The sequence below is a fragment of the Saccharomonospora sp. CUA-673 genome (genome assembly GCF_001942305.1).
Classification (GTDB): domain Bacteria; phylum Actinomycetota; class Actinomycetes; order Mycobacteriales; family Pseudonocardiaceae; genus Prauserella.
The window spans coordinates 192,147-215,943 of the sequence record NZ_MKKE01000011.1; the positions used below are offsets into that span (position 1 = coordinate 192,147).

The 23,797-nt window shown below is 69.5% G+C and carries 23 protein-coding genes and 4 pseudogenes; 13 read left to right on the plus strand and 14 right to left on the minus strand.

Annotated elements, in window-relative coordinates:
- Positions 1-97 precede the first annotated feature (97 nt).
- The 3 genes from BJF85_RS07020 to BJF85_RS07025 all read left to right on the plus strand — a co-directional run bounded on the left by BJF85_RS07020 (position 98) and on the right by BJF85_RS07025 (position 2,193).
- On the plus strand, positions 98-709 hold the full coding sequence (locus BJF85_RS07020; RefSeq protein WP_075846243.1) for a DsbA family protein: 612 nt from the start codon (positions 98-100) through the stop codon (positions 707-709).
- A gap of 204 nt (positions 710-913) precedes the next feature.
- A complete protein-coding gene (locus BJF85_RS28395) occupies positions 914-1,057 on the plus strand; it encodes a hypothetical protein (RefSeq protein ID WP_187346873.1) in 144 nt (47 codons plus the stop codon).
- Complete coding sequence (locus BJF85_RS07025) at positions 1,057-2,193, plus strand: YeiH family protein (protein WP_083666038.1); 1,137 nt, start codon at positions 1,057-1,059, stop codon at positions 2,191-2,193. The genes BJF85_RS28395 and BJF85_RS07025 overlap by 1 nt, the downstream gene beginning before the upstream one ends.
- Before the next feature lie 50 nt (positions 2,194-2,243).
- Here the strand turns inward: BJF85_RS07025 and BJF85_RS07030 are convergent, their stop codons facing one another.
- The 4 genes from BJF85_RS07030 to BJF85_RS07045 form a co-directional block, all read right to left on the minus strand.
- Complete coding sequence (locus tag BJF85_RS07030) at positions 2,244-2,906, minus strand: methionine ABC transporter permease (RefSeq protein WP_075846244.1); 663 nt, start codon at positions 2,904-2,906, stop codon at positions 2,244-2,246.
- Positions 2,906-3,934, minus strand: a complete 1,029-nt coding sequence (locus tag BJF85_RS07035) for a methionine ABC transporter ATP-binding protein (RefSeq protein WP_075846245.1) — start codon at positions 3,932-3,934, stop codon at positions 2,906-2,908. Before BJF85_RS07035 ends, BJF85_RS07030 begins: the two co-directional genes overlap by 1 nt.
- Entirely contained in the window at positions 3,935-4,882 is a 948-nt protein-coding gene (locus tag BJF85_RS07040; RefSeq protein ID WP_075846246.1) for a MetQ/NlpA family ABC transporter substrate-binding protein, read from the minus strand.
- 121 nt (positions 4,883-5,003) lie between these two features.
- The gene (locus BJF85_RS07045) at positions 5,004-5,579 is read right to left on the minus strand and encodes an OsmC family protein (RefSeq protein ID WP_075846247.1); all 576 of its coding nucleotides are present in this window, start codon (positions 5,577-5,579) and stop codon (positions 5,004-5,006) included.
- 206 nt (positions 5,580-5,785) lie between these two features.
- Between BJF85_RS07045 and BJF85_RS07050 the strand changes: the two genes are divergently transcribed.
- The 3 genes and pseudogenes from BJF85_RS07050 (at position 5,786) to BJF85_RS07060 (ending at position 7,580) form a co-directional block, all read left to right on the plus strand.
- Entirely contained in the window at positions 5,786-6,355 is a 570-nt protein-coding gene (locus tag BJF85_RS07050) for a cysteine dioxygenase family protein (protein WP_075846248.1), read from the plus strand.
- Positions 6,355-6,758: pseudogene (locus BJF85_RS07055) on the plus strand (rhodanese-like domain-containing protein). Before BJF85_RS07050 ends, BJF85_RS07055 begins: the two are co-directional and overlap by 1 nt.
- A 39-nt stretch (positions 6,759-6,797) precedes the next feature.
- Positions 6,798-7,580, plus strand: coding sequence for an IclR family transcriptional regulator (locus tag BJF85_RS07060; RefSeq protein ID WP_083666040.1), 783 nt, complete (start codon positions 6,798-6,800; stop codon positions 7,578-7,580).
- Between the two features lies 1 nt (position 7,581).
- Here the strand turns inward: BJF85_RS07060 and eutC are convergent, their stop codons facing one another.
- Both eutC and BJF85_RS31220 read right to left on the minus strand, forming a co-directional pair.
- On the minus strand, positions 7,582-8,313 hold the full coding sequence (eutC, locus tag BJF85_RS07065; RefSeq protein ID WP_075846249.1) for an ethanolamine ammonia-lyase subunit EutC: 732 nt from the start codon (positions 8,311-8,313) through the stop codon (positions 7,582-7,584).
- A pseudogene (locus tag BJF85_RS31220) lies at positions 8,310-9,721 on the minus strand (ethanolamine ammonia-lyase subunit EutB). The gene eutC and the pseudogene BJF85_RS31220 overlap by 4 nt, the downstream one beginning before the upstream one ends.
- 155 nt (positions 9,722-9,876) lie before the next feature.
- On the opposite strand from BJF85_RS31220, the gene BJF85_RS07075 reads away from it, so the two are divergent.
- Entirely contained in the window at positions 9,877-10,902 is a 1,026-nt protein-coding gene (locus BJF85_RS07075; protein WP_075846250.1) for an acyl-CoA desaturase, read from the plus strand.
- Here BJF85_RS07075 and BJF85_RS31225 read toward each other — a convergent pair whose 3' ends face one another.
- Both BJF85_RS31225 and BJF85_RS31230 read right to left on the minus strand, forming a co-directional pair.
- Entirely contained in the window at positions 10,903-11,229 is a 327-nt protein-coding gene (locus BJF85_RS31225) for a hypothetical protein (RefSeq protein WP_369822115.1), read from the minus strand.
- Positions 11,230-11,375: 146 nt separating this feature from the next.
- Positions 11,376-11,804, minus strand: a pseudogene (locus BJF85_RS31230) (MBL fold metallo-hydrolase); the annotation flags it as partial.
- On the opposite strand from BJF85_RS31230, the gene BJF85_RS07085 reads away from it, so the two are divergent.
- The gene (locus BJF85_RS07085; protein ID WP_075846251.1) at positions 11,778-12,251 is read left to right on the plus strand and encodes a ribose-5-phosphate isomerase; all 474 of its coding nucleotides are present in this window, start codon (positions 11,778-11,780) and stop codon (positions 12,249-12,251) included. The pseudogene BJF85_RS31230 and the gene BJF85_RS07085 overlap by 27 nt on opposite strands.
- Positions 12,251-13,060 carry an Fpg/Nei family DNA glycosylase gene (locus BJF85_RS07090; protein ID WP_075846252.1) on the plus strand — a complete coding sequence of 270 codons (810 nt, stop codon included), beginning with the start codon at positions 12,251-12,253 and terminating at the stop codon, positions 13,058-13,060. The genes BJF85_RS07085 and BJF85_RS07090 overlap by 1 nt, the downstream gene beginning before the upstream one ends.
- Before the next feature lie 18 nt (positions 13,061-13,078).
- Here BJF85_RS07090 and BJF85_RS07095 read toward each other — a convergent pair whose 3' ends face one another.
- From BJF85_RS07095 to BJF85_RS07115, 5 genes and pseudogenes are all read right to left on the minus strand, one after another.
- On the minus strand, positions 13,079-14,338 hold the full coding sequence (locus tag BJF85_RS07095) for a DUF222 domain-containing protein (protein WP_369822110.1): 1,260 nt from the start codon (positions 14,336-14,338) through the stop codon (positions 13,079-13,081).
- Positions 14,339-14,884: 546 nt separating this feature from the next.
- Positions 14,885-15,738, minus strand: a pseudogene (locus BJF85_RS07100) (amino acid ABC transporter permease).
- Positions 15,735-16,382 carry an amino acid ABC transporter permease gene (locus BJF85_RS07105; protein ID WP_075846253.1) on the minus strand — a complete coding sequence of 216 codons (648 nt, stop codon included), beginning with the start codon at positions 16,380-16,382 and terminating at the stop codon, positions 15,735-15,737. The pseudogene BJF85_RS07100 and the gene BJF85_RS07105 overlap by 4 nt, the downstream one beginning before the upstream one ends.
- Before the next feature lie 93 nt (positions 16,383-16,475).
- Positions 16,476-17,387 (minus strand): glutamate ABC transporter substrate-binding protein, encoded by a 912-nt coding sequence (locus BJF85_RS07110; RefSeq protein WP_075846325.1) that lies wholly within the window; start codon positions 17,385-17,387, stop codon positions 16,476-16,478.
- 59 nt (positions 17,388-17,446) lie between these two features.
- On the minus strand, positions 17,447-18,175 hold the full coding sequence (locus BJF85_RS07115) for an amino acid ABC transporter ATP-binding protein (RefSeq protein WP_075846254.1): 729 nt from the start codon (positions 18,173-18,175) through the stop codon (positions 17,447-17,449).
- A gap of 298 nt (positions 18,176-18,473) precedes the next feature.
- Here BJF85_RS07115 and miaB point away from each other — a divergent pair, with 298 nt between their 5' ends.
- Positions 18,474-19,952: a tRNA (N6-isopentenyl adenosine(37)-C2)-methylthiotransferase MiaB gene (miaB, locus tag BJF85_RS07120; RefSeq protein ID WP_075846255.1), complete on the plus strand. Its 1,479-nt coding sequence runs from the start codon at positions 18,474-18,476 to the stop codon at positions 19,950-19,952.
- Complete coding sequence (locus BJF85_RS07125) at positions 19,943-20,419, plus strand: hypothetical protein (protein WP_139320506.1); 477 nt, start codon at positions 19,943-19,945, stop codon at positions 20,417-20,419. Before miaB ends, BJF85_RS07125 begins: the two co-directional genes overlap by 10 nt.
- Before the next feature lie 30 nt (positions 20,420-20,449).
- Here BJF85_RS07125 and BJF85_RS07130 read toward each other — a convergent pair whose 3' ends face one another.
- Positions 20,450-21,895 (minus strand): DUF349 domain-containing protein, encoded by a 1,446-nt coding sequence (locus BJF85_RS07130; protein WP_083666043.1) that lies wholly within the window; start codon positions 21,893-21,895, stop codon positions 20,450-20,452.
- Positions 21,896-22,101: 206 nt separating this feature from the next.
- On the opposite strand from BJF85_RS07130, the gene BJF85_RS07135 reads away from it, so the two are divergent.
- Together BJF85_RS07135 and miaA are read left to right on the plus strand one after the other, a co-directional pair.
- Positions 22,102-22,848, plus strand: a complete 747-nt coding sequence (locus BJF85_RS07135) for a hypothetical protein (protein WP_075846257.1) — start codon at positions 22,102-22,104, stop codon at positions 22,846-22,848.
- Positions 22,845-23,792, plus strand: coding sequence for a tRNA (adenosine(37)-N6)-dimethylallyltransferase MiaA (gene miaA, locus BJF85_RS07140; RefSeq protein WP_075846258.1), 948 nt, complete (start codon positions 22,845-22,847; stop codon positions 23,790-23,792). Before BJF85_RS07135 ends, miaA begins: the two co-directional genes overlap by 4 nt.
- The last annotated feature ends 5 nt before the right edge of the window (positions 23,793-23,797 follow it).

Genomic DNA, 23,797 nt, shown 5'->3' on the forward strand with positions numbered 1-23,797 from the left:
CGATCCAATCATGCGCGCCGGGGCCGGTGTGACGGGGAACAACGGATCCGCGGGTGATGTTGGCCGGGATGTAGTCCCGAGTGAGGAGCCGTGTGCCATGACCGAGTCCCGTACCCGCGTCGACTTCTACTTCGACCCGATGTGCCCGTTCGCCTGGATCTCCTCGCGGTGGATCCTCGAGGTGGAACAGCAGCGGAACATCGACCTGAACTTCCGCGTGATGAGCCTCGCCGTGCTGAACTCCGGTCGCGACCTTCCCGAGGAGTACGTCGAGCTGATGCAGCGGGCGTGGGGCCCGGTGCGCGTGGCCGTCGCTTTGGCCCAGCAGCAGGGCGAGCAGGTGCTGCGCGACTACTACACCGCGTTCGGCACGCGCTATCACAAGCAGGGCAACCGGGACGTCGACGTCGTGCTGAAGGAGGCGCTCGCGGAGATCGACGCGCCCGCGAACCTGATCGAGGCCGCCACGTCCACCGAGTACGACGAGGCGCTGAAGAAGAGCCACCACGAGGGCATGGACCCCGTCGGCATGGACGTCGGCACCCCGACACTGCACGTCAACGGCGTCGCGTTCTTCGGGCCGGTGCTCTCGTCGATCCCGCGCGGCGAGGACGCGGTGCGCATGTTCGACGGCGCCGTGGCCATGGCCAGCTACCCCGACTTCTTCGAGCTGAAGCGCACCCGAACCGGCGACCTCAACTTCGACTGACCCGTCCCACTCGGTGCTCCCGAGGGCCCCATAGTCGCGTTGAACGCGACTATGCCCTCGGGAGCTTCTTCCTGACCGCGTGCTACTCATAATGTGGAAAGGAGTTCCACTCATTCGGGTGGCGCAGTAGCCTCGGCGGGGTCCGATATGTCCGACACCTCGCGTTCGGCCGGTGTCGGCGTTGGCCCACGTCAGGGAGCTGCGATGTCCCCATCCGAATCCGACCGCGGCGAGGTCGGCCGCGCGAACCGCATCCATCTGAACGAGGACTGGCTGGCCACGATCGTCGGCCTGACGCTGTTGCTACTGGTGCTGGCCGGCGTCATCCCGCAGGGACTGGTGCCCTGATGAGCGGCGGCGAGCAGGAGACGGCACACGAAGCCGACGAGGAGGCTGCCGAGCCTGCGGGGTCGGCGTGGTGGGTTGTCGGTGGCCTCGCGGTGGTCCTGGGGCTGGCGGGGCTGACCCGGTATCTCGAGAGCGCGGTCCCGGAGTGGACCGAGGGCACGGGGCTGGCGAACCTCGGCGACAGCATCGAGTTCCCGGTGTACGCGATCATCCTGGGCCTGCTCGGGAACCTGGTGTTGACGGTGACGGGGGTGCGTGCGCGGTTGGCGCCGGCGTTCCGCACGGAGTTCTTCATCAAGACCGGCCTGGTGTTGCTCGGTGCGTCGGTGAACCTGTCGGTGATCGTCACGGCGGCGGGGCCGGCGATCGGGCAGGCGATCATCCTGATCACGGTCGTGTTCGCGTTCACCTGGTGGCTCGGCGGGAAGGTCGGCCTCGGGGACAAGTTGCGGGCCCTGTTGGCGTCGGCCGCGGCGATCTGCGGTGTGAGCGCGGCGATCGCGGCGGCGGGTGCGGTCCAGGCGAAGAAGGAGCAGCTGGCCTACACCGCGAGCCTGGTGATCCTGTTCGCGTTGCCGTCGATCTTCATCATGCCCGCGTTGGCGAGCGCGTTCGGGTTGACGCCGGAGGTCGCCGGCGCGTGGATCGGCGGCAACATCGACACCACGGCGGCGGTGACGGCGGCCGGTGCGTTGGTGGGCGAGGAGGCGCTGCAGATCGCGGCGATCGTCAAGACCACGCAGAACGCGTTGATCGGTCTGGTCGCGGTGGCGTTGGCGGCGTTCTTCGCGCTGCGGATCGAGCGCAAGCCCGGTTCGGCGCGCCCGACGGCACGTCAGCTGTGGCAGCGTTTCCCGAAGTTCGTGCTCGGCTTCATCGCCGCGTCGATCATCGCCACGATCTACCTGGGTGCCGTCGGCGAGCAGGCCGGTGAGCCGGTGATCGACGTGGTCAACGATCTGCGGACGTGGTTCCTGATCCTGGCGTTCGTCAGTATCGGACTGGAGTTCCGCGCGGCGTCGTTGAAGGAGGCCGGCTGGCGTCCGATCGGGGTGTTCGGCGCGGCCACGGTGGTGAACGTGGTCGTCGCACTCGGCACCGCGAGCCTGCTGTTCGCGACCGTCTCGGTGCAGTGACCGGTGCGCTCCGGCCGGCGTCGACAGCGCCGGCCGGAGCGAAGCCGGTGTCAGCGGCGCAGGGCCCGGCGGGATGCGTAGTTGCCGAGGAACTGCACGAGCTGCACCAGGATCACGATGATGATCACCGCGGTCCAGGTGACGACCGTGTCGAACTGGCGGTAGCCGTACTGCTGGGCGAACGTGCCCAGACCGCCTGCGCCGATCAGCCCGGCCTGTGCCGAGAAGTCGACGATGGCGACGAACGCGAAGGCATAGCCCAGGATCAGCGGTCCCAGCGCCTCGGGGATGAGGATGGTGCCGATGATCCGCAACCGGCTCGCGCCGGTGGCACGTGCGGCCTCGATGACCCCCGGGTCGACCGTCACGAGGTTCTGCTCGACGATGCGGCTGATGCCGAACATCGCGGCCAGGGTCAACGCGAAGATGATCGCCGGGGTCCCGATGCCGGTGCCCACCACGACGCGCGCCGCGGGCTGCACCGCCGCGATGAAGATGACGAACGGGATCGGCCGGAAGAAGTTCACCAGCAGGTTCAGCACGAAGAACACGGGCCGGTTCTCGTACAGGCCGCCGCGGCGCGTCACGTACAACGCCATGCCGAGCGCCAGGCCCAGTGCGCCGCCCAGCACGATCGTCACGCCGACGATGTAGAGCGTCTCTCCCACGGCCTGCCACAGCAGCGGCCACAGCTCGCCGAGTTGCGTGTCCATCAGCGCCCTCCGCTCGCGTCGGTCAACGCCGAGTGCGCCGCGATCGCGGCGTCGATGTCGGCGTCGCTGCCGCGCAGCGACAGCGTGAGGTTGCCGAACGTGCTGCCTGCGACCTCGTCGACGCCGCCGTGGACCACCTCGAACCGCACGCCGCGCGCCGCGAGGTCCGCGAACACGTCGGCCTGACCGACCTGCGGATCACGCAACGCCAGCCGCGCGATGCGGCCGCCGTGTTCGGACCGCAACTGCGCCAGCTGCTCGTCGGTCGGCGCGCCGTGTACGGCCGACCGGACGAACCGTTGCGTCACCGGCTGCTGCGGCCGGGCGAACACGTCGAGCACGCGGCCGTGTTCGACGACGCGGCCGCTGTCCATGACCACCACCGAGTCGGCGATGGCCTTCACCACGGCCATCTCGTGGGTGATCACCACGATCGTCACGCCCAGTTCGGCGTTGATCCGCTGCAGCAGCGCCAGCATCTCGTCGGTGGTCTCGGGGTCGAGCGCGCTCGTCGACTCGTCGGCGAGCAGGACCTTCGGCGACGTGGCCAGCGCCCGCGCGATCCCGACCCGCTGCTTCTGCCCACCGGACAGTGCGGACGGATACGCGTGCGCCTTGTCGGTGAGGCCGACGAAGTGCAGCAGTTCGGAGATCCGCCGCTGATGCTCGGACTTCGGCACCTTGGCCACCTGCAACGGGTAGGCGATGTTGCCCCACACCGTGCGGGAGCGGAACAGGTTGAACTGCTGGAAGATCATCCCGATGTTCGTGCGCACCGCACGCAGCGCGCGATCACGTTGTCCGGTCAGCAGCGTGCCGTCCACCGTCACCGTGCCTGACGTCGGTTGTTCGAGCGCGTTGATCAGGCGCACCAATGTGGACTTGCCCGCACCGGAATAGCCGATGACACCGGTGATCTCGCCCTCGGCGATGTCGAGCGTGACATCGTCGAGGGCGAGCACGGGTCGTTCCTTCCTGGACGCCGCGGGGAATTCCTTGCGGACGTCGCGGAACTCGATCAGAGCCATTTACCGCGCGGCCCTCGCATCGGCCTCGGTGTCGTCGAGGGACTTCTGCAGCGTCTCGACGGGGGTCTGCTCGAACTGCGCGGTGCCGCCGTTGACCTCCTGCACGCCGTCCTTGACGGCCTGCGAGTTCTGGAAGATCTCCACGAGCTTGCGGTACGTCGGGTTGTCGCGGTCCTCGGCGCGGACGGCGAAGATGTTGACGTAGGGCAGGGCCTTCGGGTCGGCGGGGTCGTCCTTGGCGATGGCGTCCTCGAACCGCAGGCCGGCCTTCTCGACGAAGTCGTTGTTGATGATCGCCGCCGCCACGTCGGGCAGCGAGGTCGGCGTGAGGTCGGCCTTGATGGCGCGCACGTTGACCTTGGAGGCCGATTCGTCGATGTCGGCGATGGTGGAGAAGGCATCGCCGCCACCCTCGAGCGTGATCAGCCCGGCCGCCTGCAGCACGAGCAGACCGCGCGCCTGGTTCGAGTCGTCGTCGGGCACGACGACGGTGTCGCCCTCGGCGATGTCGTCGACCGAGTCGACCTTCGACGAGTACAGGCCGAGCGGGTAGGTGGCCGTCGCCCCGATCGGGGCGAGGTCGTCGCCGGAGGCGACGTTGTGCTCGGCGAGGTAGACGAGGTGCTGGAACTGGTTGATGTCGATCTCGCCCTCGGCCAGCGCGGGGTTCGGCTGGGCGTAGTCGGCGAAGTCGCGGATCTCGAGGTCGATGCCTTCCTTCGCGGCTTCCTCGACGTAGGTGTTCCAGAACGGGTCGCTGGCGCCGACGGTACCGAGCGTGACCGTGGTGCGGTCGGCGGCCGCGTCGTCGCTGCCCGTGACGGAGTAGATGCCCACGACGGCCGCGATCACGACGACGGCCGCGATCGCGATGACGATCGGCGTCCGCCGCGATTTCGGCGGCTCGACCTGCGGGATCTGCTCGGGCTGGTCAGATTGGTCAGTCATAGGGGTCTCCTCGCTGCACGCAAAACTGCCATCAATCTAGGTCACTCTGCGTGGCAGCGGGAAACCGTTTCACACTATAGGATTGATGTGGTCCAGGGCACTGTGCGGCCCTGTCTCGGGGTCAGGCGACCTGGACGGTCACGTCGGTCGGGTTGGTCAGCGCGTCGAACACGGCCGAGCGCTTCTGCGACTGGGCGACGAGCGCCTCGATGTCCTCGGTGGAGGCGTCCGCGTCGATCCGGAACGTCACCGCGATGCCGTTGTAGCCGTTCCGCACGTCGCTGTCGGCGCCGAGGATGCCGCGGATGTCATGGGCGCCCTCGAGGGTGGCCTCCACCGAACGCAGCTGGATGCCGCGGTTCTGAGCCACCGACGCGACGCCCGCGGTCAGGCAGCTGCCCAGGCCGACGAGCAGGTACTCGATCGGGGTGATGCCGTTGTCCTCCGCCGCGAAGACCTCGGGGTGATCGGCGGTGAACGTCGACTCGCTCTTGTGGGACTGCTCGGCGCCGAGGCCCGCGAAGTCCTTGACCGTGGACGTCGTGTGCACGCCGTTCTTCCAGCGGGTCGTCGAGCGCCAGGTGAACTGCGCCGCCTCCGGGACGCCCTTGAGGGTTTCGCGCGCCTCGAGCAGCGCCGGCACGTTGACGCCGTTGTCCACACTGTCGGTGTTGCTGGGGCTCTGCGTGGTGGTCATCCGAATCCGCCTCCGTCGGTGTCGTGAGTGTTGTGCGGCGACCGTAACTCGGCGCGCCGCATCGTGAGATGTCATCTCATAGTGCGGCATGAGATGGCATGGGTCGATCGTACTTCCATAGTGTGGGAAGCAGTCCCGCAGAATTGACGACGTGGCGGCGGGCTGCGACGGTCGGGCCGATCCGACCCCGTTCCCAGGAGGTTTCGATGAGCAGTCCGGCATCCACGACCGCGGCCGGCTCCACAGTGGACGATTCCGGCGTCGAGGTGTATGCGCCGGTCGACGGTCCGGTCCTGCGCGGCCTGCTGTATCCGCGCCGGCGCCGATGGACCGCCTCGCAGCTGCGCGAACTGACCACTCGTGCCACCGACCTGCTGCGCGACGAGCTGACCGGCGCCGCGCGCTACGTGCCCGATCAGCGGTGGTGGGCGCGGCTGGCGTTGACCGACGGCGTCGAACTGTGGCTGCTGACCTGGCTGCCGGGCCAGCACACCGAACCGCACGACCACGGCGGTGCATCCGGCTCGTTCACGGTGCTGTCGGGCGAGCTGGGCGAGTCGTACCGGCTGCCGCCGGACCGGGTCCGCGAGGCCGACCGGACGGCGGGGGAGACGGTGGCGTTCGGTCCGTACTACGCGCACCAGGTGCACAACCGGTCGGCCGCGCCGGCCGCGAGCGTGCACGCCTACTCGCCGCCGCTGCTCGACACTCGCACCTACGCCAGCCTCGCCGACGTCCCGACCCCGGCCGGCCGCGACTCGGGAGTGCAGCGGTGATGGGCTCGGGGATCGGGATCGACGGGTTCGTCGCGCAGGCCAGGGCCGAGCTCGACCGGGTGGAACCGGAGGAGGCGGCCGCGCGGCAACGTGACGGGGCGCTCGTCGTCGACATCCGCCCCGAACGCAATCGGGCGGCCGAGGGCGAGATCCCGGGCGCGTGCCCGTCGAACGGATCGTGCTGGAGTGGCGGCTCGACCCGCGCGGCGCGCACCGGCTGCCGCAGATCGACGTCGACACGAGCGTCATCGTCGTCTGCAACGAGGGGTGGGCCTCCAGCCTGGCGGCCCGCGATCTGCAACGCGTCGGCCTGGCCGACGCGACCGACCTCGTCGGTGGGTTCCGCGGCTGGGCCGCGGCGGGCCTGCCGGTGTCGCGGGAGCTCTCGCCTGTCGTGTCGTGATCGCGGAACGACTTACCGACGATGTGAAAAGATGCCGCTGTGGCAGAACCGACCAGGACCCGTTCCGGTGCGCAGGCGATCGAGCGCGCGCTCGCGGTGTTGCACTGCGTCGAGACCGCGGACGATCCGGTCAGCGTCACGGAACTGGCGCAGCAGACAGGACTGACGGTCTCGACCGCGCACCGGTTGGCGCGTGCGCTGACCGACGGCGGGTTGTTGTCGCAGGAGGCGCGCAGCGAGCGCTACCAACTCGGGCCCGTGCTCGTCGTGCTGGGCCGCAAGGCCGAGCAGCGCCTCGGCTACGGCCAGGCCCTGCCCGCGTTGGAGGGACTCGCCGCGTCGACGGGCGAGTCGGTGAACCTCGGCATCCGCACCGGCAGCGAGGTGCAGGTCGTGCTCGACGTGCCGTCGAGTCAGCCGCTGCGGTTCGACCAGGCGTCGGGGACGCGGGTGCCGATCCACACCTCGGCGATGGGCAGATGCCTGCTGGCGTTCGGCGACGACGTCGACGCGCGGTTGACCGAGCTCGACGACCTGCCGCAGTTCACCGAGCGCACCATCACCGACCGCGAACGCTTGCGCGAGGAACTCGACACCGTCGCCGCCCGCGGATGGGCGCTCAACGACGAGGAACGCAACCCGGGTGTGCGCGCCATCGCCGTCCCGGTGCGTGACCCGGACGGCCGCGCGCTGGCCGGGATCGCCCTGCAGGGACCGACCGTGCGCCTCACCGACGACCGCCTCGACGCGCTTGCCGCCGAGCTGCACCGGACCGCGGCCGACGTCGCCCCGATGCTCACCGGCCACCGCACCCCCCGCTGAGCTACTCCTCGAGGAGGCCGGTGGTGTCCTTGAGGCGGATGCCGGTGGCCTCGATGCGCCGGGCGCCGGTGATCAGCCGGGCGAGGGTGCGGGCCGCGGCGGCGTGGTCGAGGCCGTGGGGCGGGCGGATGTTGGACACGCAGTTGCGCGCCGAGTCCGCGACCCCGGGCGCGGGCGCCCACGTGAGGTAGGCGCCGAGGCTGTCGTGGGCCGACAGGCCGGGGCGTTCGCCGATCAGCACGAGCGCCAGCGTCGCCTGCTGTGCCGCGCCGATGTGGTCGCCGATCGCGACCCTGGCCTGCGTCGCGATCACCGGCGGGCCGATCACGGCGTCGTCGCCCGCGGAGCGCAACTCGGGCAGCAACGCGGTGAGGACCCCGGTCGCGTGCCGGGCGGTGGCCTCGGCCGACAGTCCGTCGGCGACGATCACCGCGAGGTCGGCGGCAGGCAGGTCGCGGGGTTCGGCGGCGGGTCGCCTGCCGAGGTCGGGACGGCTCAGGTACGTCGCACGGTCCGGGGCCGCCGACGGCACGTGCACCGGTTCGCCGAGGCCGAGTCCGCGCAGGTCGCCCGCGAGCGCGTCGACGTCGAGGGCGCCGTGCACGGCGTCGCGGGCCAGGGCGAGGGCCTCGGCGGATTCGAGGACGTGCCGGGTCGCGGCGGCGTCGCCGACGCGGTCCAGGCCGATGCGGGCGGGGGTGCGTCCGCGCAGCGGGTCCCAGAACGTGCTCATGCGCCCGCCTCCGTCAGTGCGCGCAGGGGCGATTCGGCCGGGTCGACGGCGCGCATCCGCCCGTCGCCGTCGAGCATCCCCAGTTTGTCCAGCCACGCCTCGAACTCCGGGGTCGGCCGGGTGCCGGTGACCCGCCGGGTGGTCAGCACGTCGTGGAACGACGCCGACTGGTAGCCGAGCATGACGTCGTCGGCGCCGGGCACGGTGATCACGAACGTGCAGCCCGCGGACGTGAGCAGCAGCAGGAGCGTGTCCATGTCGTCCTGGTCGGCCTCGGCGTGCGTGGTGTAGCAGACGTCGACGCCCATCGGCACGCCGAGCAGTTTGCCGCAGAAGTGGTCCTCGAGGCCGGCGCGGATGATCTGTTTGCCGTCGTAGAGGTACTCGGGGCCGATGAATCCGACGACCGTGTTGACGATGAACGGGTCGAACGCGCGCGCCACGCCGTAGGCGCGTGCTTCGAGGGTCTGCTGGTCGACGGGCCGTTCGCCGGTGCCGAGGTGGCCGTCGGACGAGAGCGCCGCGCCCTGGCCGGTCTCGAAGTACATGACGTTGTCGCCGACGGTGCCACGTCCGAGTGCGCGGGCGGCGTCGTTGGCCTCGGCGAGCATCGCGAGGGTCACGCCGAAACCGTCGTTGGCGCGCTGGGTGCCGGCGATGGACTGGAACGGCAGGTCGACCGGCGCGCCGCGCTCCATCAGGTCGATGGTGGTCGTGACGTGGGTGAGCACGCTCGACTGGACGGGGATGTCGTAGCGGGTGCGGATGTCGTCGAGCAGGTGCAGCAGGTCGGACACCGTGCGCGGGTTGTCCGACGCGGGGTTGACGCCGATCACCGCGTCGCCCGCGCCGAGCAGCAGGCCGTCGAGCACGGCGCGGCGACGCCGGCAGGGTCGTCGGCGGGGTGGTTGGGCTGCAGCCGGGTGGCGAGCCGGCCGGGCAGGCCGAGCGTCGTGCGGAACGCGGTGGTCACGGACGTGGCCGCGGCGACCGATACGAGGTCCTGGTTGCGCATCAGCTTCGACACCGCGGCCGCCATCTCGGGGGTGATGCCGGGCGCGACCGCGGCGAGCCGGGTCGCCGCGTCACCGCGGGTGGCGGTGTCGAGCAGCCACTCGCGCAGCTGTCCGACGGTCTGGTGCCGCAGGGGCGCGAAGGCCTCGTCGTCGTGGGACTCCCAGATCAGCCGGGTGACGTCGTCGGTCTCCGGCGGAACGACCGGTTCGTCGAGGAACGTCGTCAGGGGGACGTCGGCCAGCGCCCATTGGGCGGCGACGCGTTCGGCGTCGGACTCGGCGGCGCAGCCGGCCAGCCGGTCGCCCGAGCGGTCCGGGGTGGCCTTGGCCAGCAGGTCGACCAGTCCGTCGAAGGCGTAGGTGCGATCGCGGAGCGAGTGCGAGTACCGCATGTGCCGAGGGTAGACGCCATCGGGGACCGCGGGCCCGTGGGAACGAGTCGGTGGTGTTACACGGGTGCGCGCGAACGGGGGTGGGGCTGGTACCACCCTGACGTCGGGGGTCTGCGGGATGTCCAGGTCGGCGCGGGGACGGGACCGTTCGAGGTATGACCTCCAGCACGGCAGAAACCTCCGACGTGCGGCGCGGCAGCGACTTCGCCGTGCTGTCGAAACGCATCGCCGCCGCGGGCCTGTTCGCCCGGCGGCCCGGCTACTACACGGTCCGTGTCGGCATCCTCGCCGCCCTCTACGGCGGTGGGCTCGCCGCGTTCGTCGCGCTCGGTGACACGTGGTGGCAGTTGCTGCTGGCCGCGTTCTTCGCGGTGGTGTTCGCGCAGGTGGCGCTGGTCGCGCACGACGTGGCGCATCGGCAGGTGTTCCGCACGCGCCGGGCCAGTACGGCCGTCGGGCTGGTCGTGGGCAACCTCGCGATCGGGCTGAGCTACGGCTGGTGGATGGACAAGCACACGCGGCATCACGCGCATCCGAATCACGAGGAGCGCGATCCGGACGTGGCTCCCGACATCCTGGTGTGGTCGCGCGAGCAGGCGGAGGAGGCCACGGGTGTGCCGCGCGCGATCGGCCGGTGGCAGGCGTTGTTGTTCTTCCCGCTGTTGACGTTGGAGGGCTTCAACCTGCATGTCGCGAGCGTGCGTGCGTTGGCGAACCGCCGGTTGAAGCACCGCGTGCTCGAGGCGACGTTGCTGGCCGTGCACGTCGCCGCCTACCTCGGTGCCCTGTTGCTGGTGCTCTCGCCGCTCAAGGCCCTGGTGTTCCTCCTTGTGCACCAAGCATTGTGGGGTGTCTACATGGGATCGGCGTTCGCTCCCGGGCACAAGGGGATGCCGACGCTGAAGGAGGGCGAGTCGTTGGACTTCCTGCGGCGCCAGGTGTTGACGACGCGCAACGTGCGCGGCGGGATCGTCGTGGACAACGTGATGGGCGGGCTCAACTACCAGATCGAGCACCATCTGTTCCCGAGTCTGCCGATGCCGCATCTGCGCCAGGCGCAGCCGATCGTGCGGGACTACTGCGCGGAGATCGGGGTGCCGTATCACGAGACCGGGTTGCTCGAGTCGTGGCGGGAGGCGCTCGGCCATCTGCATCGGGTGGGCGAACCGATCCGGGGTTGATCAGGCGAGTGCCGCGCGGGTGGCCTGCGCGGACAGGGGGGAGGCGGCGACGGCGTCGGCGGCCGACAGGGTGCCCGCGCGCACCGCGTTGCGCAGATCCGCCAGCGCCCGCAGCTGGCCTTGTGCCCGTTGGACGAACGCGGTGTCGACGGGCTCGCCGTGGCCGGGCACGACGACCCGCGGCGTCCGGGCGAGGATCGCGTCGAGTGCGGCGGGCCAGGAGTCGAGGCTGGTGTCGGGGCCGAACGATTCGGCCGTGAACGATCCTCCGGGTTCGTGTTCGACGAGGTCGCCGGCGAACACGATGTCGTCGGCGACGACGAGCACGTCGTGGTCGGTGTGTCCGCGGCCGGGGTGGACGAGTTCGACGACGCGGCCGCCGAGGTCGAGTTCGGCGGTGTGGTCGAACGTGTGGGTGGGTTTGGTGATGGGCGTGGCGGTGAGGTCGTCGGCCAGGTCGTGACGGCCTTCGTGCCGGTAGCGGTCCGTCCATTCGCGACGGTCCTGGGTGCGTGGTCGGCGAGGGCGGTGCGGCAGCGGGTGTGTGCCCAGATGGGGTGGTCGACGAAGGCGGCGGCGCCGAAGGCGTGGTCGAAGTGGGCGTGGGTGAGGACCACGGACGGTGGCAGTGGGGTCACGTCGGGTATGGCGGCGGCGAGTTCGTGGCCGTGGGCCAGGGAACCGCGCGTGTCGATGAGCAGGCAGCGTTCGGTGCCGACGACGAGTCCGACGGTCAGGTCGAGTTCGGTGTGGCGGCGCACGAGGATCCCGGGTGCGAGTTCGGACCACTCGGACATCGGGTTCGACACGGTCATGCGCGACACCTTGCCGGGTGGGCCGGTGTCGTGACCAGAGGCAATGGCACACTTCGCCTTGTGCGTGTCTATCTTGGATCCGACCATGCCGGCTTCGAGCTGAAGAATCACCTCGTCGCCCACCTCGAGAAGCAGGGCCACGACGTCACCGACGTCGGGCCGCACGTCTACGACGCTGCCGACGACTATCCGCCGTTCTGCATCGAGGCGGCCCGCAGGACCGTCGCCGACGATGGCAGCCTGGGTGTCGTCATCGGCGGTTCGGGCAACGGCGAGCAGATCGCGGCGAACAAGGTGCCGGGTTGCCGTGCCGGTCTTGCCTGGAGTGTCGAGACGGCGCAGTTGACGCGTCAGCACAATCACGCCCAGGTGATCGGTGTGGGTGCGCGGATGCACAGCGTCGACGAGGCCACGGAGATCGTCGAGGCGTTCCTGGCCACGGAGGTCGACGACGACGGCCGGCATGTGCGCCGGGTTCAGCAGCTCACCGATTTCGAGCGGACGGGCGAGGCTCCCGCGCTGCCCGAGAGCTGATGCCCGAGGGGCACACCCTGCACCGGCTGGCCCGGCTGCATCAGCGGCGTTTCGCGGGCCGGCCGGTGCGGGTGAGTAGTCCTCAGGGCCGGTTCGCCGTCGAGGCGCAGCAGCTCGACGGTGCCACCCTGGTGCGCGCCGACGCCCACGGCAAGCATTTGTTCCACGATTACGGCCCGGCCGGTGTGGTGCATGTGCATCTGGGGCTGTACGGCGCGTTCACCGAGGGCGCGGCGCCGGAGTCGCCGCCGGTGGGTCAGGTTCGGATGCGCCTGGTCGGCCGTACCCATTGGGCCGATTTGCGTGGGCCGACGAAGTGCGAGTTGCTCACCGAGCCCGAGGCCGACGCGATCGTCGCGCGTCTCGGTCCTGACCCGTTGCGCCGCGATGCCCGCCCGGAGTTGACGTGGGATCGCATTTCGCGATCGCGCACGTCGATCGCGGCGTTGTTGATGGATCAGAAGGTCCTGTCCGGTGTCGGCAACGTGTATCGCGCCGAGGTCTTGTTCCGCCACGGTGTCGCCCCGACGATCCGGGGTCGGGATGTCGACGAGGCGTTGTGGAAGGACATGTGGGACGACCTGGTGGTGCTCATGCGCCAGGGCGTGCGCACGGGCCGGATCGACACGGTCGCCGACGAGCACCTGCCCGAGGTCACGGGCCGCGCGCCGCGTCAGGATCGGCACGGGGGAGAGGTGTACGTGTACCGCCGCGCCGGCCTGCCGTGTCTGGTGTGCGGGACGTCGGTGGCGCAGAGTGAGCTGGTCGGCAGGAACCTCTACTGGTGTCCGACCTGCCAACCCACCTGATCGCGTGAGCCGCCGCGTTCAGAACGGTGGCGGTTCGGGGTCGGGCGCGTCGTCGTCGGTTTCGGGCGATCGTGGTGGCAGGACGGTTTCGCGTTTGTCGGTATAGGTGACACCGAGCGGTGTGGTGATCGACGAGGTGCCGTGGGTGGGGTCGTAGTCCTGGATCCAGCCGGGTGCGTTCTTGAGTCGGTGGTGTTTGCGGCAGCGGGGTGCGGCGTTGTCGACGGCGGTGGTTCCGTCGTCTTTGGACCACTGTTGTTGGTGGTCGAAGTCGCAGTGCCGGGCGGGCCGTCGGCACCAGGGCACGACACACATCCGGTCCCGCACCTCGACGACCTTCCGGATCGTCGAGTTCGGACGATACGACGAGCGACCCAGGTCGACGGGGTTCCCGGTGGCGGGATCGCACAGCACCTTGCGCCAGATCGACTTGGGGTTGGTCATGATCTCCCGCGCGTAAGCAGCGGGCACCGGCCCGATCCCGTCGATCGACGCTCCGGTCTCGGACATCGACAGTGCTGTGTCGATCGGCATGTGCAGATAGACTATCGCCGCCGACTGAGGCACGGTCACACCAGGATCGTTGCCGAGCAACAGGTCCGCGAAGACATCCGCTCGTAGTTGGTCGAGATTGCGCGACGAGTCGCCCAGGCGAAGCTTGCGAGCCATCGCATCGACCCGCGCGTACGCGGCGGAAGCAACGTCGGAAGGAAGATCGGCCGAGATCCTCGACTGGGCGTAGACCCCATGGTCAAGCGTGACCTTGCGCCCCTCATGCGCCATGCGAGCGGCAGCAGTCTCGGCACCAGGATCAACCTTCTTGACGATCTGCGACGCATGCCAAGCCATATTCCGAGGCTGCCACGCCGTCAACGACAACCGAGAAAGCTTCTCCTCCAACAGCCGATCAACCTCAAGCGCATCAGAATCAGAAACCGGAGCAACCACATTCAACACCCGCTCAGCGCAATACCGATCAACCTGCCCTTCCCGCATAGCCTGCAACAGCCGAGGCATCCGATAAGTCAACGCCAGCGCGGTATGAATCCGATCCAACACACCCTGCGGAGACAGTCGAAGCTCAGGCGCCAACGCCTCAGCAAGCGACCGCCGCTCCAGAGAATCCGACGACGACCTATCATCGAGCGAAGCAAGAAACGCCACCTCAGCAGCATCAGCCCGAGCCCGCAAAGCAAGCACCGACCGAGCCCGATCAACAATCCCGTCAACATCTCTCACGCACCCAATAATACCGAACAACTGATCGGACCTCGCCACCCAGAAGCATGACGAGGAACCATCACGCAAAGTGACCTAAACATCCCCACAAGAAACGACACTGCCGAAGCGAAGCAAGGCACCCCCGTCAACCTCCCCCACCCACAAACCCGCCCCCGCGAAGGGTCATCCCGTCGACCTAAACAGCAACAATCACATTGCAGTCAGGGCGCAACCAACCCCCAAATAGAAACCAAGAACGAAAACCTTGCGCCCTGACTGCAGTGTGATACCCCAAACGAGAGGTCGAGGGATGACACTTCCCCGGCGGCAACGCCGCCCACCATCCCAGAGACCTGCCCGCCGGCGAGGCACATCTCCACCCACGCCCCGAAACGCCAACATAACGACGCGAGCTGCTGACACGACGACGCGAAATGCTGACACGGCGCCGCAGAACGCTGACACGGCGACGTGAGTTGCTGACACGGCGTCGTGGGGTGCTGACACGGCCCCCAACCCGCCCCGAGCCCCGCCAAAGCCCCCGAACGCAGGTGGGCCCGGATCTCCGGGGAGATCCGGGCCCACCTGGCGGTGCTGCCTACCTCACTTGGGCCGAACAGCCTCGAGCTCGGCCTGCTCGGGGGTGTCCTCCATGGCAACCGCCTTCTTGCTGCGGCGGTTGCGGGCTTCGAGCCAGCGTGCGACGCCGGTGAGGGCGAGGCACATGATGATGTAGATGCTGCCGACGACGATGGTGACCGGAACCAGCGGCTGGTTGAACTCGATGAGTCCGCCGAGGTAGCGGGCGTAGCGCAGGAGTTCCTCGTAGGTGATGAGGAAGCCGAGCGCGGTGTCCTTGAGCAGCACGACCAGCTGGCTGACGATGGCCGGGAGCATGGCCCGCAGGGCCTGCGGCAGGAGCACCAGGCGCATGGTCTGGGTCTTGCGCATGCCGATGGCGTAGGCGCCTCGCTCTGGCCCTTGGGGAGGGAGAGGATGCCGGCGCGGAACACCTCGGCGAGCACGGCGCCGTTGTAGAGCGTCAGGCCGAGCACGACGGAGTGGAACGGTGCGCCGAGTGCGATGCCGTAGTGGAAGAAGAAGATCATCACCACGAGCGGCACGGCGCGGAAGAACTCGACGATCAGGGCCGCGGGCACGCGGATGAACGCGTGGTCCGACAGGCGTGCCGCGGCGAACACCGCGCCGAACAGCAACGCCAGCACCGACGCGACGGCGAACGCGCGCAGCGTGTTCAGCATCGCGTCGAGGATCCCGTACTGCACCGCCTCGTACTGCAGCCAGATCCACATGTCGGCCTCGAACTGGCCGGCATCGTAGAACTTGTAGATGACGTAGCTCAGGAGCGCGACGATGCCGACGACACCGAGCGCCGCGTAGATGTGGTGCCGGGTGCGCGCCTTCGGCCCGGGCAGGTCGAACAGAACGGAGTTCATCGGGCCACACTCCAGCGCTTCTCGAGGTTGCGTTGCAGCAGCGTCAGCGGCGTCACGAGGATGACGAAGCCGAGGGCCACCCACAGCAGCCCGACCATGACGTTGTAGCCGCGCTCGGACAGGTAGCTCGAGATCGCACCCGCCTCGACGACGGAGAAGCCCGCGGCGATCGTGGTGTTCTTCAGCAGCGCGATCATCGTGCTCATCATCGGCGGCATCACCGAGCGCATCGCCTGCGGCAGGATGACGTTGCCCAGGTTCTGGCCGAAGGACAGGCCGATGGCGCGGGCCGCCTCCGCCTGGCCGACGGGCACCGTGTTGATGCCCGAGCGCACGACCTCGCAGACGAACGCGGCCGTGTACGTGGTGAGTGCGACGGCCGCGGCGGTGAAGTACGACAGGTCGATGATGTCGAGGAACGGGTACGCGAAGACGAAGAAGAAGAACAGCAGCGTCAGCGGCGTGTTCCGGAACAGCGTCACGTACACCGATCCGGCGCCACGGAGGATCGGCACGGGGCTGACCCGCAGCATGGCCAGGATCGTGCCCAACACCAACGAACCGATCGCCGCGATGACGAACAGTTTGATGTTGTTGAGAAAACCCGGCCCGTACAGGTCGAGATTGTCGAGCAGGACGTCCATGTTTCCCTCGGGGGAGGCGGTGTTTCAGGGGATGACGCGCGCGGCCCTCGGCGGTGATCTTCGCGGATCACCGCCGAGGGCCGACGTGGTGCGTCAGTAGCGGTCGAGCTCCGGCATCTCGGCCTCGGTGCCGGACTTGCCGAGCGTGGCGTCGTAGATCTCCTGCCAGGTGCCGTCCTCCATGGCCTCCTGCAGGATGTCGTTGACCTTGTCGCGCAGGGCGTCGTCGTCCTTGGGCAGGCCGATGCCGTAGGGCTCCTCGGAGAAGGTCTCGCCGACGACCTTGAGGTTCTCGGGGTCCTCGGCGGCGTAGCCGAGCAGGATGGCGTCGTCGGTGGTCACCGCGTCCACCTGGCCCTGGTTGAGCTGGGCGATGCACTGCGAGTACTGCTGCAGCTCGACGATCTCGCCGCCCGGCTCGACGAGGCCCTCCTCGCGGACCCGCTCGACCGGCGTGGAGCCGGTGACCGAGCAGACCTTCTTGCCGGCGAGGTCGTCCTTGCCGTTGATGTCGTTGTTGTCCTCGGCGACCAGCAGACCCTGACCGGCCTCGTAGTACGGGCCGGCGAAGCTGATCTGGTTCTTGCGCTCGTCGTTGATCGTGTAGGTGCCGACGTAGTAGTCGACGTCGCCGTTCATGATGGCCTGCTCACGACCCGCGGACGGCACGGCGCGGTACTGGTTGTCGCCGAGCTCCTCGGGGTCGAAGCCGAGCTTGGCCGCCACGAGGCGGGCGATCTCGACGTCGAAGCCGCTGTACTCGTTGGTGGCGCCGGACTTGTAGCCCAGGCCGGGCTGGTCGTCCTTGACGCCGATGACCGGTCCGCCGTTCTGCTGCATCTTCTCGAACGTCGGCGAGCCCTCGACCTCGACGTTCTCGGCGACCTCGTAGCTCAGGTCGGCCCCTTCGCCGCCCGTCTCGCCCGCCGGCGAACCCTCCCGGCCGCACGCGCTGAGTGCGATGCCGGCGACCAGCAGGCCCGCAGTAACCTTGCGGATCTTCATGTGCATCTCTCCTGTCGAACGCTCGGGCGGCGGGCGCCGCCACGGCTGAGTGAGTGTGGTCAGTGGGTGAGGATCTTGCCCAGGAAGTCCTTCGCCCGCTCCGATTTCGGCGCGGTGAAGAAGTCGTTGGGCGTGGAGTCCTCGACGATCTCCCCGTCCGCCATGAACACGACGCGGTGCGCCGCCCGGCGGGCGAATCCCATCTCATGCGTGACGACGAGCATCGTCATGCCCTCGTCGGCGAGCTCGGTCATCGTGTCGAGCACCTCCTGGACCATTTCGGGGTCCAGCGCGGAGGTGGGCTCGTCGAAGAGCATGACCTTCGGCTTCATGGCCAGCGCCCGTGCGATCGCCGCGCGCTGCTGCTGTCCACCGGACAGCTGGGCCGGGTACTTGTCGGCCTGGTTGGCGATGCCGACGCGTTCGAGCAGCTGCATCGCGGTCTCCTTGGCCTCGGCCTGGGAGACCCTGCGAACCTTGACCGGACCCAGCGTGACGTTGTCGACGATCGTCTTGTGCGCGAACAGGTTGAACTGCTGGAACACCATGCCGACGTCGGCGCGCAGGGCCGCGAGTGCCTTGCCCTCGGCGGGCAGCGGCTTGCCGTCGATGGCGATCTCGCCGGAGTTGATCGGTTCGAGGCGGTTGATCGCACGGCACAGGGTGGACTTACCCGACCCCGATGGGCCCAGGACGACCACGACCTGGCCCTGCGGGACCTCCATGTTGATGTCCTTGAGCACGTGCAGGTCGCCGAAGTACTTGTCCACCTCGGTCGCCCTGATCATGGGCTCGGAGGACGTGGGTGTGCCGCCGGGGCCCGGGGTGGCCGGGGGTTCCGGGGACGCCGCATCCGCCTCGGTACTCAATGTTGCCTCCATAACGGTGAGCTGCCGGTTCGACGAGCATGTTCCGGCAACCCCGGGATTGAACACCATCAGGTCAATCCCGGTGCGCCATTTAAGTCAAATCGCAATGTCGGGGTCCGCCGTTCGCTCACGGTGCGTGAGGTGACCCCGTTGGCGGGAGAGCCTAGCTACCCGGGGTGTCATCGGCCCAGTGAGGTGCCTGTTTACCCTTGACGGTGTGACCCGTTCGTACTCGATTCGCACATTCGGCTGCCAGATGAACGTCCACGACTCCGAGCGGCTCGCGGGCCAACTGGAGGAGGCGGGCTACGTTCCGGCGACCGAGGGCGAGGCCGCCGACGTCGTCGTGCTCAACACGTGCGCCGTCCGGGAGAACGCCGACAACAAGCTGTACGGCAACCTGGGTCATCTGCGCGCCCGCAAGAACGAGAAGGCCGACATGCAGATCGCGGTCGGCGGGTGCCTGGCCCAGAAGGACCGCGGCGAGATCGTCAAACGCGCGCCCTGGGTCGACGTCGTGTTCGGTACCCACAACATCGGATCGCTGCCCACGCTGTTGGAACGAGCCCGGCACAACGCCGAGGCCGAGGTGGAGATCCTCGAATCGCTCGAGACGTTCCCGTCGACGCTGCCGGCCCGGCGCGATTCGGCCTATTCGGGGTGGGTGTCGATCTCGGTCGGCTGTAACAACACGTGCACGTTCTGTATTGTCCCGTCGCTGCGCGGCAAGGAACGCGACCGACGGCCGGGAGAAGTGCTGGCCGAGGTCGAGGCGCTCGTCGCCGAGGGCGTGCTCGAAGTGACCCTGCTGGGGCAGAACGTCAATTCCTACGGTGTCGAATTCGGCGACCGGCAGGCGTTCGGCAAACTGCTGCGGTCGTGCGGTTCGGTCGAGGGTCTCGAGCGGGTCCGGTTCACCTCCCCGCACCCGGCCGCGTTCACCGACGACGTCATCGACGCGATGGCCGAGACCCCGAACGTGTGCCACCAGTTGCACATGCCGCTGCAGTCCGGCTCGGACCGGGTCCTCAAGGCGATGCGCCGCTCGTACCGATCCGACCGGTTCCTGTCCATCTTGGACAAGGTGCGCGCGGCGATGCCGGACGCGGCCATCACCACCGACATCATCGTGGGCTTCCCCGGCGAGACCGAGGAGGACTTCCAGCAGACCCTCGAGGTCGTGCGGCAGGCGCGGTTCTCCAGCGCGTTCACGTTCCAGTACTCGAAGCGCCCCGGCACCCCGGCCGCCGACCTCGACGGCCAGCTGCCGAAGGAGGTCGTGCAGGAACGCTACGACCGGCTCGTCGCCCTGCAGGACGAGATCTCCTGGGAGGAGAACCGCAAGCAGGTCGGCCGCCGGGTGGAGCTGCTGGTCGCCGCGGGCGAGGGCCGCAAGGACGTCGAGACCCGGCGCATGAGCGGCCGTGCTCGCGACGGACGGCTCGTGCACTTCACGCCGACCGGTGACGTCGTCGACCGGGCGGTGCGCCCCGGCGACATCGTCGAGACGACCGTGACCTACGCCGCCCCGCACCACCTGGTCGCCGACGGCGATCTGATCAGTCACCGCCGGACGAGCGCCGGCGACAATGCAGAGGCCGGACAGCGGCCGAAAACCGATGGCGTGAGCCTCGGACTGCCGAGCTTCGGCAAGCCAGCGCAACCGCTGGTCGCAACGTCGACGGGATGTGGATAGTGACCGAGGAACAGCGAGCCGTCCAGGAACTGGGCGAGGACGTCGACTCCACGGTGGAGCAGGCTGCCAAGACGATCGAGCCGGGTCGCACCGGTTTCTTCGTCGCGGTGGTCTCCTTCGTGGCCCTGGTGGCCGTGCTGCTGCCCTGGGTCGACGGCCAACCCGGCTGGCGCATGTTCTTCGGCGACGGCGGTTCGATCCCGATGCTGTTCGCCTACACCGCGACCTTCTCGGGCGTGCTGGCCTCGGCCGCGGCGCTGGTCACCCGGCGCTGGTGGCTGGCGTGGGTGTGCACGGTCGGCTGCTGGGTGTCCTCGGTCGACGGCATGCTCTCGCTCTGGTCGCAGCAGTCCTCGTCGGTCAGCGGCATGCCCGGCCAGGGGCCGGGTATCGGCATGATCATCATGTGGATCTGCATGGTCGTGCTCGCCGCACAGTGGACCCGGCTGGCCTGGTCGCGGACCTGACGCCGCCCCGCTGACGGGGCGAGCGCCCCGTCAGCGGTCGGCGATGGCCCCTTCGGCGGCCTGGAGCCATTCGCGCCACTGGGCGGCCTGCTGCTCGGCCTTGGCGGCGCGCTTCTCGTCACCCGATTCGCGGGCCTTCGCGGCCTGGTCCTCGAACTGCTGGACCCGTTCGCGGAACTGGTCGACGCGGGCCTGCGCCTCGGGGTCGGTGCGCCGCCACTGGGCGTCCTCGGCGCCGCGCACCCGGTCCTGCACGGCCTTGAGCCTGCCGTCGAGTTCGCGGATGCGTTCGCGCGGCACCTTGCCGATCTCGTCCCACTGCTCCTGGATCCGGCGCAGCTGGGCGCGGGCGGCGTCGAGGTTGGTCGAGGCGTCGATCTTCTCCGCCTCCACGAGCAGCTCCCCCTTGCGCGTGGCGTTCTCGGCGAACTCGGCGTCCCGTTCGGAGAACGCGGCCGAGCGCCGGGAGAAGAACGTGTCCTGCGCGGCGCGGAAGCGCTGCCACAGCGCGTCGTCGGCGTCCTTCGGCGCGCGGCCCGCGGCCTTCCAGTCGGCCATGAGCTGTTTGTAGCGCGCCGCCGTCGGACCCCAGTCGGTCGACGCCGTCATCGACTCGGCTTCCTCGATGAGCTCTTCCTTGCGCCGCTTGGCCGCCGCCCGCTGCTTGTCCAGTTCGGCGAAGTGTGAACCGCGGCGCCGGTTGAACGCCTCCCGCGCCTTCGAGAACCGCTTCCACAATTCGTCGTCGGTCTTGCGGTCGATGCCCTTGACGGTCTTCCACTCGTCGAGGATCGCCTTGAGCCGGTCGCCCGCCCATTTCCACTGGGTCGACGACTCGGCGATCTGCTCGGCCTCCTCGGCCAGCGTCTGCTTGCGGGCGACGGCGTCGGCGCGTGCCTGCTCGCGCTTCTCCTTGACCTGCGACAACGAGCGCTGGGCGTGGGCGATGACCGCGTCGAGCTTCGCGGCCAGGGCGTCGATGTCGCCGACGATCGCCGCGTCGGCGAGGCCCTCCTTGAGCTGTGTCGCGCTGGCCAGCGCCTGCTTGGGGTCGCCGGCACCGGAGGACAGGCGGGTTTCGAGCAGCTCCACCTCGGTGCGCACGTCGTCGAACCGCCGGGCGAAGTGGGTGAGCCCCTCGGCGGCCGTGCCGGCCTGCCACACGCCGACCTGACGTTCGCCGTCGGCCGTGCGGACGAACACCGCGCCGTCGTCGTCGATCCGTCCCCAGTTCTCCGGATGCGACTCCGCGGTCGGGACCGTCGAGGCGGGCTGTGTGTGCGGCACCTCGCTGGGTGCCGGCACGTGCGCCGGTTCGGGAGGTCGGCCCGGCTCGGTGGCCGGCGTCGGGTCGGCCGCCGCCGTGTCCGCCGTGTCGGCGGGGTTTGCCGTGTCCGCCGGGTCCGCCGTGGTCGCCTGGGTCTCCGTCCCGGCGTTGCGGGGGGCGTCCGTGTCCGGTGTGTCCTGCTCGGCCATCGCCGGCTCCTTCTCACCTAGGCCCGCAGGGCGGGCGCCGCGGGCGGCGGGGCCGGGTGTTGCTGTGTCGACAGGTCTGCTGCTGTGCGCTGTTCTCTGGGGTGGTGCTCGGGATTGTTGTCCGCATTCAAACAGGTCAGCGCGTTTCTCGGTACTCCAATGCCGCAAGACGTACCTCCGAGAGTGTGCCCGGTAACCTCCGATGCGTGATCTCGTGTGCCGTGGTGGTCCCCTCCGCGCCGCTGTTGGTGCCCCGGTTGGTGCCGGGTTCCCGGCTCGGGGACGAGGTGCGGGCCGCGGCGGTCACGGCCGCCGCCCGGCTGCCCGAGCGTTGGATCGCGGTGGGCGCCGGCGAGGGTCGGGTCGAGGCCGACCGGGTCGGCACGTTCCGCGCGCTGGGTGTCGACGTCGTCGCGGCCCTGAGCGCCTGGGAACCGTCGGAGCTGTCGGGGCCGTCGGACACCGGATCGGGCGAGGGCAAACCCGAGGATCTGCCGTTGCCGGTGTTGATCGCCGCGTGGTTGCGCGAGCAGGTCGGTGCCCGATCGGTGCGCGCGCGGCTCGTGGCCGCCGATGCCGCGCCGGGCGCGTGCGCCGCGTTCGGCGCGGAGCTGGCGGCGGATGCCGAGGTCGCGGACCCGACGACCGAGTACGGACTGCTCGTGCTCGGTGACGGGTCGGCCCGGCGGGACACGGCCCCGCGCGGCGACGCGCACGAGGGCGCGGAGCCCTTCGACACCGCGGTCGCCGCGGCGCTGGCCGAGGCGGACCTGGCGGCGTTGGCGGACCTGGACCCCGCGGTGGCCGTCGACCAGCGCGCCGAGGGCCGCGCGCCGTGGCAGGCCCTGGCGGGCTTCGCCCTGGCGACCGGCCGGAGCTGGCGTGGCGAGCTGCTGTACTCGGGCGCGCCCAGGGGAGTGGGCTATCACGTGGCCATCTGGAGTGGGTCGTGAGCGGGGTTCGGCCGGTTGCGGTGGTGGGGCCGACGGCGACGGGCAAGACGGACCTCGGGGTCGAGCTGGCGCTCTCGCTCGGCGGGGAGGTCGTCAACGCCGACGCGATGCAGCTGTACCGGGGGATGGACATCGGCACGGCGAAGGCCACCGTCGAGGAACGCCGGGGCGTGCCGCACCACCTGCTCGACGTGCTGGACGTGACGGAGACGGCGTCCGTGGCGGCCTATCAGCGCGACGCCCGCGCGGAGGTGGAGCGTCTGCTGGCGGCGGGCCGCGTGCCGGTGCTGGTGGGCGGTTCGGGCCTGTACGTGCAGGCGGTGCTCGACGATCTGCGGTTCCCCGGCACCGACCCCGAGGTGCGGGCCGCGCTGGAGGCCGAGGCCGACGGCGCCGGCGCGCGGGCCCTGTACGAACGCCTGGAGCGGCTCGATCCGGCCGCGGCGGCGGCGATCCTGCCCGGCAATGTGCGGCGGATCGTGCGGGCGCTGGAGGTCATCGAGATCACGGGGGAGCCGTTCTCGGCGAATCTGCCGACCCCGGGCCCGCCGCGCTACGACACCGTGCTGGTCGGGGTCGACCGGGACGTCGCCGAGCTCGACGAGCGCGTCACGCTGCGGGTCGATCGGATGTTCGCCGCCGGACTCGTCGACGAGGTGCGCGCACTGGAGGCCAGGGGGCTGCGCGAGGGCAGGACGGCCTCGCGCGCGCTGGGGTACCAGCAGGTGCTGGCCGCGCTGGATGCCCACGAGGCCCCCGAGACCGGCACCGACGCCGCAACCGACGTGGACCCGTTCGCGCAGGCCGCGGACGAGACGGCGCAGGCCACCCGGCGCTTCGTGCGCAAGCAGCGCAAGTGGTTCCGGCGGGACACGCGGATCCGGTGGTTCGACGGGGCCGATCCGCACCTGGGTGATCATGTTCTCCGCGCGGTGACACCGTAATCTGG